Origin of the sequence: Pseudotenacibaculum sp. MALMAid0570, from assembly GCF_040151415.1 — a bacterium.
Lineage (GTDB): Bacteria > Bacteroidota > Bacteroidia > Flavobacteriales > Flavobacteriaceae > Polaribacter.
The window spans coordinates 350170-362226 of sequence record NZ_JBDKWF010000050.1 but is presented as its reverse complement, the minus strand read 5'-3'; the positions used below and the strand labels follow the sequence as shown (position 1 = coordinate 362226).

13 protein-coding genes are annotated in these 12057 nt (G+C 32.0%); 7 read left to right on the top strand and 6 right to left on the bottom strand.

What is annotated here, in order from left to right:
- Nucleotide 1 precedes the first annotated feature (1 nt).
- From AAON49_RS13945 to mraZ, 5 genes are read right to left on the bottom strand one after another with little or no spacing between them, the layout of a single operon-like run.
- On the bottom strand, nt 2-1465 hold the full coding sequence (locus tag AAON49_RS13945) for a UDP-N-acetylmuramoyl-L-alanyl-D-glutamate--2,6-diaminopimelate ligase (protein WP_349555455.1): 1464 nt from the start codon (nt 1463-1465) through the stop codon (nt 2-4).
- On the bottom strand, nt 1466-3481 hold the full coding sequence (locus AAON49_RS13940; RefSeq protein WP_502942991.1) for a penicillin-binding transpeptidase domain-containing protein: 2016 nt from the start codon (nt 3479-3481) through the stop codon (nt 1466-1468).
- 15 nt (nt 3482-3496) lie between these two features.
- Nucleotides 3497-3823, bottom strand: coding sequence for an FtsL-like putative cell division protein (locus AAON49_RS13935; RefSeq protein WP_349555453.1), 327 nt, complete (start codon nt 3821-3823; stop codon nt 3497-3499).
- Complete coding sequence (gene rsmH, locus AAON49_RS13930) at nt 3823-4722, bottom strand: 16S rRNA (cytosine(1402)-N(4))-methyltransferase RsmH (protein ID WP_349555452.1); 900 nt, start codon at nt 4720-4722, stop codon at nt 3823-3825. The genes AAON49_RS13935 and rsmH overlap by 1 nt, the downstream gene beginning before the upstream one ends.
- Entirely contained in the window at nt 4709-5176 is a 468-nt protein-coding gene (mraZ, locus tag AAON49_RS13925) for a division/cell wall cluster transcriptional repressor MraZ (protein WP_349555451.1), read from the bottom strand. Before mraZ ends, rsmH begins: the two co-directional genes overlap by 14 nt.
- Nucleotides 5177-5381: 205 nt before the next feature.
- On the opposite strand from mraZ, the gene AAON49_RS13920 reads away from it, so the two are divergent.
- The 6 genes from AAON49_RS13920 to AAON49_RS13895 are packed head-to-tail and all read left to right on the top strand — an operon-like array spanning nt 5382 to nt 10975.
- On the top strand, nt 5382-6146 hold the full coding sequence (locus AAON49_RS13920; RefSeq protein ID WP_349555449.1) for an alpha/beta fold hydrolase: 765 nt from the start codon (nt 5382-5384) through the stop codon (nt 6144-6146).
- Nucleotides 6147-6149: 3 nt separating this feature from the next.
- Nucleotides 6150-6761 (top strand): ribosome biogenesis GTP-binding protein YihA/YsxC, encoded by a 612-nt coding sequence (yihA, locus tag AAON49_RS13915; RefSeq protein ID WP_349555447.1) that lies wholly within the window; start codon nt 6150-6152, stop codon nt 6759-6761.
- A 5-nt stretch (nt 6762-6766) separates the two neighbouring features.
- Nucleotides 6767-7453, top strand: coding sequence for an RluA family pseudouridine synthase (locus tag AAON49_RS13910; RefSeq protein WP_349555446.1), 687 nt, complete (start codon nt 6767-6769; stop codon nt 7451-7453).
- A 27-nt stretch (nt 7454-7480) separates the two neighbouring features.
- On the top strand, nt 7481-8524 hold the full coding sequence (locus AAON49_RS13905) for an alkane 1-monooxygenase (RefSeq protein WP_349555445.1): 1044 nt from the start codon (nt 7481-7483) through the stop codon (nt 8522-8524).
- A gap of 2 nt (nt 8525-8526) precedes the next feature.
- Nucleotides 8527-9261, top strand: coding sequence for a nitroreductase family protein (locus AAON49_RS13900; RefSeq protein WP_349555444.1), 735 nt, complete (start codon nt 8527-8529; stop codon nt 9259-9261).
- Between the two features lie 25 nt (nt 9262-9286).
- Nucleotides 9287-10975, top strand: a complete 1689-nt coding sequence (locus tag AAON49_RS13895) for a helix-turn-helix domain-containing protein (RefSeq protein ID WP_349555442.1) — start codon at nt 9287-9289, stop codon at nt 10973-10975.
- A gap of 74 nt (nt 10976-11049) precedes the next feature.
- On the opposite strand, the gene AAON49_RS13890 is transcribed toward AAON49_RS13895, so the two are convergent.
- On the bottom strand, nt 11050-11229 hold the full coding sequence (locus AAON49_RS13890) for a hypothetical protein (protein ID WP_349555441.1): 180 nt from the start codon (nt 11227-11229) through the stop codon (nt 11050-11052).
- 348 nt (nt 11230-11577) lie between these two features.
- On the opposite strand from AAON49_RS13890, the gene AAON49_RS13885 reads away from it, so the two are divergent.
- The gene (locus tag AAON49_RS13885) at nt 11578-11778 is read left to right on the top strand and encodes a hypothetical protein (RefSeq protein ID WP_349555440.1); all 201 of its coding nucleotides are present in this window, start codon (nt 11578-11580) and stop codon (nt 11776-11778) included.
- The last annotated feature ends 279 nt before the right edge of the window (nt 11779-12057 follow it).

Here is a 12057-nt window from a genome sequence, read left to right as displayed (position 1 = left end):
GTTACTTTTTTAACAGATTAAAACATTGTGTTACTTCTTCTAAATCATCAAAATGAAATCGTTCTCCATTAATCTCCTGATACGTTTCATGACCTTTTCCAGCAATCAATAGAATGTCGCCTCTTTCAGAAAACTTACAAGCAGTTTTTATGGCTTGTCTTCTATCTAAAATGGTAAGTGTTTTCTTATAGTTTTCTGGAGAAACTCCAGCTTCCATTTCGTTTAAAATAATTTCTGGATCTTCTGTCCTTGGGTTATCTGAAGTGAAAATGGCTTGGTTACTTAACTGTGAAGCTATATGTGCCATTTTTGGCCGTTTCGTTTTGTCTCTATCTCCTCCACAACCAACAACAGTGATTAGCTTTTCGTTGTCAGTTCTGATGTCATTGATGGTTTCTAAAACATTTTTTAGTGCATCTGGTGTATGAGCATAATCTACTATAGCTGTAACTCCATTTTCAGAAACTACATATTGAAATCTTCCGCTTACACTTTCTAACTCACTTAAAATGGTTAACATCTCAAACTTATCAAGCCCCAATTCATTTGCAGTTCCAATAATGGCTAATAAATTGTATGCATTAAAAGTCCCGATTAACTTAGTCCAAACTTCTATTCCATCAATAGATAATAATGTTCCTGAAAATCGCTTTTCTATAATTTTCGCCTTGTAATCAGCTAATGTTTTAAGAGCGTATGTTCTTTTTTTAGCTTTTGTGTTTTGCATCATTATACTTCCGTTCTTATCATCAATATTGGAAAGCATAAATGCTTTTTTAGATAATGAATCGAAAAATGACTTCTTCACATCTCTATACTCGGCAAATGTTTTGTGATAATCTAAATGATCATGAGATAGGTTGGTGAAAATACCTCCTGAAAAATCTAATCCTTCTGTTCTTTTTTGATGAATTCCATGCGAACTCACTTCCATAAAGCAATAGTCAACTCCTGCCTCAACCATTTCATTTAAATAGTGGTTGATAGATACAGAGTCTGGCGTTGTATGAGTTGCTGGATATTCTTTACGATCTACTACAATTTTTACTGTTGATAAAAGCCCTGTTTTATATCCCGCTTTTTGAAACAGCTGATAAAGCAATGACGCTATTGTAGTTTTTCCATTGGTTCCTGTTACACCTACTAAACTCAACTTAGAAGATGGGTTGTCATAAAAATTAGAAGCAACTATTGCTAAAGTTGTATTAGAATCTTCAACCTGCACATAAGTAACTCCTTCTTTTCTTTTTTCTGGAATGCTTTCACAAATCACGGAAGCAGCACCTAATTCTACAGCTCTTTCTATATATAAATGTCCATCAACTGTCACTCCTTTTTGAGCAACAAACAAATCTCCTTTTTTAACTTTTCTCGAGTCAAATACAACTTGAAAAACAGGAATAGCAGTATCTCCATAGACAGCATCTACAGGAACTTTATATAATATATCTTTTAACTGCTTCAATTAAGATAGATTTAGAATAATGGTTGCTCCTTTTTTAACAGGAGACCCTTTTTTTATAGATTGTTTTTTTACTTTTCCAACACCTTTCACCTTTACCTTCAAACCAACATTTTCTAATAAAGAGATTGCGTCCATTGCTGGCATGCCTCTTACATTTGGAACTTTCTTACCATCAACATTTTTTGTGTTATCAGCGTATGAGTCTTTAATCATATTTGGATCAAAATCGTCAGGAACAATTTCTCTTTGTACAGGAGTACTTGTATAGATTTTTTGTGCAATTTCTTTAAATACAGGAGCTGCTACTGTTGCTCCATAATATCCTTTCTTCTTGTTTGGCTCGTGAATCACAACAATACAAGAATATTTAGGTTTGTCTACTGGAAAGAATCCAGCAAATGAGGCTACATAAAGTTTATTGGAATATCCAACAGGAAGAGTATCACCGTATCGAGTAATAGTTTTTTTAGAAATAAATTTTTTAGCAGTCCCTGTTTTTCCTGCCATTGAAAAATCGGATGAATAAATATTATCTCCAGTACCTCTTATAACAACATTTTCCATTACCTTTTTCATCTTTTTGATGGTTTCTGGCGATGCTATTTGAGGGTTTAAGACTTCTACATCAAATACTTCTTTCGTAATATTTTCTTTTCTAAGTTCACTAATAAAACGAGGTTTCACCATCACACCATCGTTTGCAACAGCATTGTATAGCATTAATGTTTGTAATGGAGTTACAGAAACTCCGTATCCCCAAGCCATCCATTCGAGAGAAGTTCCATACCATCTTTTTCTATTCTTTGGAGTAGGAATAAATGGCTTTCCTTCTCCTTTAATTTTAAGCCCTATTTTTTCAGTCAGACCATAATTTTCAAGATGTTTGATAAACTTCTCTGGCTTATCATCATAATGTTTTCGAATTAGCTTTACAATACCAACATTAGAAGACACTTCAAAAACACGAGCCGCTGAGATTTTCCCATAGCCATTTCTTTCAGAATCCTCTACTTTTTTCCCATGAATAAAGATTCTTCCTTTTTCGGTATCTACAACTGTTGAAGTATCAATTACCTTGTCTTCTAACGCTGCCATTAAACTTGCCAATTTAAAGGTAGATCCTGGCTCATGAGATTCCCATACTGCGTAGTTTCGCTTCTCGTAATATTTCCCCTCTTTTGTTCTTCCTAAGTTTGAAATAGCTTTGATTTTCCCTGTAGCAGTTTCCATAACTACAGCACACCCATGATCGGCTTCGAAATACTCTAATTGTTTTAAAAGTGCATGATGCGTAATGTCTTGAATGTTAACATCAATTGTTGTAATTACATCATATCCATCAACAGGCTCATTCTCATTTACATTATTGATAGGTTTCCACTGCCCTTTTCCTATTTTTTGTTTTAATCGAGACCCATCTATTCCTTTCATATAATCTGCATATGCACCCTCTATTCCTGCTTCGCCTCTTTGATCATGATATCCAATGGTACGCTCAGCAATTTTTCCTATGGGATGAGCTCTAACAGTTTTTTGTTCAGCAATGAACCCACCTTTAAAAACCCCCAGTTTAAAGATGGGAAATTGCTTCATTTTTACGTAATCATTGTAGCCAACATTCTTTGCTATTAACAAATATCTATTCTTCAACTTTCTAGCATTACGTAACTTTTGTTCATAATAACTGCTTGATTTTCCCAAGAAGTTTGATAAGGATTTTGAAAGCGAAGTAACATCTCTGTCAAAAATTTCACCATCAACAGACATTACATCCATGCGAATGGTAAATTTTGACATTGAAGTCGCTAAAAGATTTCCGTCTGCTGCATAGACATTCCCTTTATTTGCATAAATAGTAAAAGGCTTCTGCGTTAAATCTTTGGAAATTTGGCGATACTTATCTCCTTGAACATATTGTATATTTATTACCTTGAAAATTATTGCAAAGAGTAGAAGCGTCATAAAAGAAGCCACTATGTAGAATTTTGTGAGTATGCTTTTTTTATGAGTTTCCAAGATAATTGACGTTTATTAATCTTTACTAATTACTTTTATTCTTTTGGGTGGAGTCTTAGCGGGTTGCAAACCCATTTTTTTAGCTTTCTGACGAATGTTTGACTCCATTTTCATTCGCATAAGCGTTGTTTGTGTATCTATATATTCGGCTCGTAGTTCTCGTTTTAACTTGTTGAGCTCAGAAATTTTTAGCACTTTTTTATCAGCATTATGTGCATTTGAAATCATAATCAATAAGAGAGCTACAATAAAGATGATCATCCTCCAATTCTTAAAAGCAGAATCGTTTGTGAGGAAGCTTCCTCTCAAAAGATCATATATACTTTTCTTAACTTTTGACATTACATTTTTAATGTAGCTACTCTTAATTTAGCGCTACGAGCCCTGTTATTGACGTTAATTTCCTGTGGGGTAGGCACTATTAACTTTCCTACTTTCATTAATGGAACATTTGTGTTTCCAAAAAAATCCTTTTCGGGCTCGCCGCTAAATAATCCAGTACGTATAAATCTTTTTACCAATCTATCTTCTAATGAATGGTATGAGATCACACTTAACCTTCCTCCAGGATTTAATATTCCTGGTATTTGATTTAAAAACTCTTTTAATACCTCTAACTCTTCATTTACTTCTATACGAATTGCTTGAAATATTTGAGCTAATATTTTATGTTCTTTCGCTTTTGGCAAATACCTTTTTAGCACTTGCTTTAGCTGAAAACTTGTTTCAATCTTTTCTTTCTGTCTTTCTTCCACTATTGTTCTTGCAATTGCTCTAGAGTTTCTTAACTCTCCATACAAAAACAAAATGTCGGCCAACTGTTTTTCTTCATATTCATTGACTACATCCTTTGCCGAAACTTTCGAGCTTTGATTCATTCTCATATCCAATTCTCCTTCAAATCGAATTGAAAAACCTCTTCCCGCTTCGTCAAACTGATGAGAAGAAACCCCTAAATCAGCTAGCACTCCATCAACTTTCTTTATGCCATAAAATTTCAAGAACCTTGAGATGTATCTAAAATTTTCTTCAATTAGAACAAAACGATCATCTTCTATTTTATTTTCCACTGCATCTTCATCTTGATCAAATGCATACAGTCTTCCTTTTTCTCCTAATCGCTTTAATATTTCTCTTGAATGACCTCCACCTCCAAATGTTACATCTACATAAACACCATCCTTCTTAATATTAAGAGCATCTATACTCTCAGATAGTAAAACAGGATTATGATAACTCATCTACATCTGTATTTCCCATCACTTCTTCTGCAAGAGCTGCGAAATCTGTTGCCGCATCATCAATTGCTTTCTCATAATTATCTTTATCCCAAATCTCAATAATGTTAATTGCAGATGAAAGCACAACTTGCTTTTGAATATTTGCAAACACACATAAATCTTTTGGGATTAATAATCTACCTGAAGCATCCATTTCAACAACTTTTACACCAGCCGTAAATCTTCTGATGAAATCGTTGTTCTTTTTCACGAACCTGTTGAGCTTATTGATTTTAGCCATCATCTGATTCCATTCTTGCATAGGATACAATTCTAAACAAGGCTGGAAGACAGCTCTCTTCACAACAAAACCTTCTTGTAACACAGGCGCAAGTTGCTTCTTGAATGCTGATGAAATCATCAGCCTTCCTTTAGCATCTGCTTTACACTCATATGTTCCAGTTAAGTTGATCAACAGTTTGGATTTTGACTATTGAAGCCAAAAATAGAAAAAAATCACCACTTTTTACCACTTTTTACCACTTTGTTAATAAAATTTAACACCTCGCTTGTTTTTTAGCATTCTTGAGTTGTAAAAAATTGAATTTCAACTAGATTAGCTCGACATGAATTTCTCATAAAAAAAGCCTACATTTGCCTTTAAGTCAAACCAACAAATAATGACTGAAAACTTAAAGACTGAAGGGAAATTTACTTACGCTGAAGCGGGAGAAGGCAAAGCAATTATTGTGCTTCATGGATTGATGGGAGCACTAAGTAATTTTGATAAAACTTTCGACTATTTTTCGAATAATGGATACAAAGTTCTTATTCCTGAACTTCCCTTATACACCATGCCTTTACTGAAGACTAACGTAAAAAACTTAGCGAAATTTTTACATGATTTTATTGCTTTTAAAAAGCTTAAAAATGTTATTCTTTTAGGTAATTCTTTAGGTGGTCATATTGCTTTGTATTACACAAAACATTTTCCTGAAGATGTTGGTGCTTTGATTTTAACTGGTAGCTCTGGATTGTATGAAAATGCAATGGGCGGTAGCTACCCAAAAAGAGGGAACTACGAATACATAGAGCAAAAAACAAAAGATGTTTTTTACGATCCAAAAATAGCTACTAAAGAATTAATTGATCAGGTATATAGTGTTGTTAATAACCGTAATTCTGTTATTAAAACTTTAGCAATTGCCAAAAGTGCGATTAGACATAACATGGCTGGTGATTTACCCAACATGAAGCAACCAACTTGTATTATTTGGGGAAAGCAAGACAATGTTACACCTCCTGAGGTGGCTGAAGATTTCCATAAATTACTTCCAGATTCTGATTTATTTTGGATTGACAAATGTGGACATGCTGCTATGATGGAAACTCCTGAAGAGTTCAACCAAATTCTTAAAGATTGGTTTGTCTCTAGAAATATATAACTCATGAAAATCAAATCTGCAGAGTTCATCATAAGCAATACTGATGTCTCTAAATGCCCTAAGGATAGACTTCCAGAATATGCATTTATTGGAAGATCTAATGTTGGAAAATCGTCTTTAATCAACATGTTGATGAGCCGAAAGGATTTGGCAAAAATTTCAGGAAAACCTGGAAAGACGCAATTAATTAATCACTTTAAAATTAACGATAGTTGGTTTTTAGTTGACTTACCTGGTTATGGATATGCGCAGGTTTCTAAAAAGAAGCGTCAAAAATTCCAAAGCTTTATTGAAGACTATTTTTTAAAAAGAGAACAACTTGTTTGCACTTTTGTTTTGGTAGATTCTAGACATGATCCACAAAAGATAGATTTAGAGTTTATGCACTTTTTAGGAGAAAATCAGATTCCCTTTTGTATTGTTTTTACCAAAGCAGACAAACTTGGAAGCTCTAAGTTGAACAAACAAATAGTTTCTTACAAAAAGAAATTGTTACATACTTGGGAAGAAGTTCCTACTTCTTTTATAACATCTTCTTCTACAGGTTTCGGAAGAGAAGAATTTCTTCAATTTGTTGAAGGTGTTAATGAAGATGTTTCTGCTAATTTTCAATAGTATATATGCATTCTCACAAAGGCAACTTATTGGTTCTTTTCGAAGACAATCATATTATAATTGTCAACAAGAGAGCTGGTGATATTGTGCAAGGAGACAAGACTCAAGACAAACCTTTAAATGAGATCGTTAAAGAATACATTAAAGAAAAATACAACAAACCTGGAAATGTTTTCTTGGGAGTTGTTCATAGATTAGATAGACCAACTTCAGGCATTGTAGTTTTTGCTAAAACATCTAAAGCTTTAGAACGTTTGAATAAGATGTTACGAGAAAAGAGTATTCAAAAAACATATTGGGCTATTGTAAAAAACTCTCCTAAAAAAGAGAAAAACACTTTGATAAATTACCTTAAAAAAAATCCCAAAAACAATAAATCGAGCGTTTTTCAAAAAGAAACCGAAGGAAGTAAAAAAGCGATTTTACATTATCATGTTGAGAAGAAACTAGATAATTATTCACTGTTAGAAATAGACTTAGAAACTGGCAGGCATCATCAAATTAGAGCTCAATTATCATTTATTGGGAGTCCAATCAAGGGAGATCTTAAATATGGATTTTCTAGAAGCAATAAGGATGGAAGTATTCACCTTCACGCACGCAAAATTAAATTTACACACCCTGTTAGCAAAGTTGAGATTACTATAAATGCTACTCCACCTAATGATCCACTTTGGAAAGCTTGTATATAGTTTTTGTATCTTTAGGCAAATCAATTCATGAAACGCCTAAAGTACCTTTCCATTCTTTTACTACCTATAAGTGTTTATATTTCATTCACTTCTAAAGGATGGCTCACCTTCTTACCAATAATTATTTTTTTTGGACTTGTTCCATTCTTAGAATTGTTCTTTAAACCTAACAGAGAAAATTTCTCAAAAGAACAAGAAGAAATTGAAAAAGAACAAAAAATTTACAGCTTAATTTTATACCTAACCATTCCTATTCAGCTGTTTTTTTTGGGATACTTTTTTCTTGTAATTCAAGAGGCTAATTTAACTTTAACTGATTTATCTGGTAGGATTTCAGCGATGGGATTGATGTGTGGTGTCATTGGAATTAATGTTGGTCATGAGTTAGGTCATAGAAACAATAGAACTGATGAATTCTTAGGAGAAATCTTATTACTAACTTCTTTAAACACACATTTCTTACCTTACCATAATGGCGGACATCATTATAATGTTGCAACTCCAAAAGACGCCGCTACAGCAAGGAGAAACGAATTGCTATATAGTTTTTGGGTTCGCTCTCATTTCACAAGTTATTTACAAGCTTGGCAATTAGAAAACAAAAGAATGAAAGAATTCAATAGAAAATGGTTTCACCTCCAGAATAGAATGGTAATTTATTCTTTTGCTAACACCCTATTACTTCTTTCGATTTTTTATTTTTTTAGCTGGCTAGGAATTGTTGCCTTTTTAATCTCTGCCGTTATTGGAATTTTATTGCTAGAAACTGTTAACTATATAGAGCATTATGGCTTGTTAAGAAAGAAGAATGATTACGGGAGGTATGAAAAAGTAAAAAGAACACATTCTTGGAATTCAGACCATGTTATTGGCAAAATAATGTTGTTTAATTTGTCTCGTCATTCAGATCATCATTACAATGGCAGCAAACATTATCAGCTTTTAAAATCTTTACCTGAAAGCCCGCAAATGCCAACAGGCTATCCTGGTATGATGATTCTTTCTTTATTTCCTCCAATTTGGTTTGCTTTTATGAATAAAAAAATTCAAAAACTCAATACTCAATCTTAATTATGTCAAAAGAGAAAACCGTTTCGGAAGCTATAAGCTATCGCCGTTCTGTAAGAATATTTGATCCCGAAAAAGAAATTGATACTAACATTGTTAAAGAGTGCATTGAACAAGCTGCTTTAGCACCCAACAGCAGCAATATGCAATTATGGGAATTCTATCACATTACATCTAAAGATCTGATACAAAAGATTACTCCATTCTGTTTTAATCAGAATGCCGCTAAAACAGCTCAACAAATGGTAGTGTTTGTAACCAGAAAAGATTTATGGAAAAAGCGAGCTAATGCCAATCTAAAAATGTTGGATTCTATTTTTACTCCTAAACCTAAATCGGAATGGAGCAATAGAGAAAAAGTTGGCAGAAATTATTACGGAAAGATTATTCCGTTTGCTTATGGTGAATTTTTAGGTTTATACGGGTGGTTAAAGTATATAATGATTTTAATTACAGGATTGTTCAGACCTATTTATAGAGAAGTAAGAGCGAGAGATATGCGCGTAGTTGTTCATAAATCTTGTGCATTAGCTGCTGAAAACTTTATGATTAGTATGGCTGCAAAAGGATATGATACTTGTCCTATGGAAGGGTCAGATACTTGGCGAGTAAAAAAAGCTTTAGGCTTACCTCGTGGATCTGAAATTAATATGATTATTTCATGTGGTGTTCGCAAACCTGAAGGAGTTTATGGAAAGCGTTTTAGAATTCCTTTTGAAGAAATATACCGTGAAATTTGACAATTTCACCATCAATTAAAAAATTATGAAAAAGTCACTCTATTCGCAATATATACTTCTAGTATTTATTGCAACTTTCTTACATTTTAACACAATTCAATCTCAGGAATATCGCGATAATTTCAACACAAAATACAATCAATCAAAAGATTCGGCAAAAATATATAGTGATCAATTGATTCGCTCCGAAAAATTGAATGAAAGAGCTTTTGGACATATTACTAAAGGCTATTTATTAACAAAAGAAGGAAACTACGATAATGCTGAAATATTATTCAATAAAGGATTTAATGAGATTAATAAAATTAAAAATGAAAATTCAAAATCAGAAGAAAAACTTCATGCTCTTTATTATTATTCTCTTTACTTATTAGAAAAACATAATATAGAAAAAGCTACAAAAAAAATAAGTGATGGACTTGAGCTTTCAAAAAAATTAGGCGATGCGAAAATGCAAATTAAATTTAGGAACTTAAGAGGTAGAAGCTTTTCAATATTAGGTCTTAGTAAAGAAGCCATAACTAATGGTCTAGAAACAATAAATGACATCAAAACCCTTAAATCTGAATTATTAGAACCTTTTTATAACAATGAATTATTACGAGCCTACTTAAATACAGGAAATAGAATGTTAAGTCTTTTTTTGTTTGAACCAGAAAACAATGAAGCTTATCTAGATTCTACAGCAATTTATCTAAATACCGCTCAGCAATTTGCTGAACAAGTTAACCTTCAACCTAATACTATACACAAAAGGCAAATATTAAATTTACGTGCTGATCTATTTTATTTTCAAGGCGACTACAAAAAAGCTATCGAGTCTTATAAAAAAACTCTAAAAGTTTCTGAAGCACTTGGTTTTAAAAAAAGGATTTACCAAGTAAAGTTTAGACTTGCTGAAGCACATTTTCACCAAGAAGAATACAAAAAGGCAAAAGAAATATTTGATAGTATTTCTTTGGATGATCTAAATCAATACAGACTACTAAAAAACAGCATTGATATCAAATATTATTATGCTAGAATTTATTCTAAACTAGGTGATTTAGAAAAATCGGAAAAATATATTGATACATTTTACAATCAAGCTGATGATTTTTATAAGACTTTAAGCTCTACCAAAATTGATGTTTTCACCAAAAGTCAACTCGATAAGAAAAAACAGGTTTTAAATCAACTACAACAAGAAAGAAAGACCAATCTTTATCTAACAATCATTCTCGCTTCTATTTTCTTACTATTTACAGTATTTATATTTTATACAAGAAGTCAACGAACAAAGTTAAAGTCTAAAGTTGAATCTTTGCTAAAAAACATGGAAAAAAACGAACAGAAATCTACTTCAAACACAATAGTAGATGAAGCTAAAGTTCAAAAAATTCTAATCAAACTAAAGGCAATTGAAAAACAAAAACTGTTTCTATCAAAAGATTATTCATTAAATATGGTTGCTAAGAAAATTGACAGTAATTCATCTTATGTGTCACAAATCATTAACACCCATCGGAAAAAGTCTTTTGTGCAATACACCAACGAATTAAGAATAAATTATATTTTACAAAAACTTAAAGAAGACGAAATATATCAAAAGTTCACATTATTAGCTATTGCTGAAAGTATCGGCTATAAAAGTTTAAGTTCTTTTAATAAACATTTTAAAGTAATTACTGGTATTACCCCTAAACAGTACTTGCAATACATCAAATCTTTGTAAAAAGATATTCTACAAAAAAACCTCCATAAGCTATGAAGGTTTTCACTTTTCAAAAGCAATATCGATATAAAATCTTAATACTCATGACAATCGTCTATAACATTACCATTTAAATCTGTTAACTCAGGTCTACATACTCCATCATCCCAAACAAATCCTTCTTCACAATCTGGTGCGCTTCCAGCTAAAACTTTCATTTGCTCTTCTTTTGTCATCAAGTTTACTTCTTTAAATTTCATCATTTTTTTTTTCATAATATTTTGTATTATTAAATTAAAATTGATCACAAGTAAAGAAAAAACCTTTGAAAAAGGTTATCAAAAATCAATCATAAAGTGAAAATTTATAAATATTCACTTTATTTCAACTGAAACACAATATTGAGAACCCACTAGTTATCAAAAAACAGCCTTTTCCTATTCTACACCTATATAACTATACCTCAAATTATACTGAAAATTTATAAATTTTAAGGTACATCTTTTTTTTTCAGTAAACGTTCTGTCTAGATTTATCCTGTTTTCGAAAACAAAATATAACTAGACATAAACAACGAGTGTCTTTAAATGTTCGTTGCTTTTATAATTTTTAAATTTTAAACTATGAAAAAATCAATCTTAAACATTGGAACAGCACTAAACAAAAAAGAGCAAAAGCAAATTAACGGAGGTGGCCCGCCTATTGATGTAGGAAGTTGTGCAACTCTAAGTTGGTGTAATTCTACTTGTGACGGTGAATGTATTGCTTGTATCTCAAATGGCAGTATTACTGGTTTTGCTTGTTTTGGATATGCAAATCAATAATTAAATCAAACATTTGAAGAAAAAATGTTTTGAATCAAGGAGAAAAAGTTCTCCTTGATTCCTTTTTATTATACCTAAACCTTATCTTAAATGTCAGTTCCTTAAAACAATTATAGATACATGAATTCATACAAACAAAAATTACCCACTAGTATTGTCATGTGTTCATTTGTTTAAATTGAACTATATATAGACTCCCCAAAATTGGGGATAGGAAATTTCACCATTTTTGGTTATTGACACAGAATAACCTAATAGGTATCTTTATCTTCCCAACGC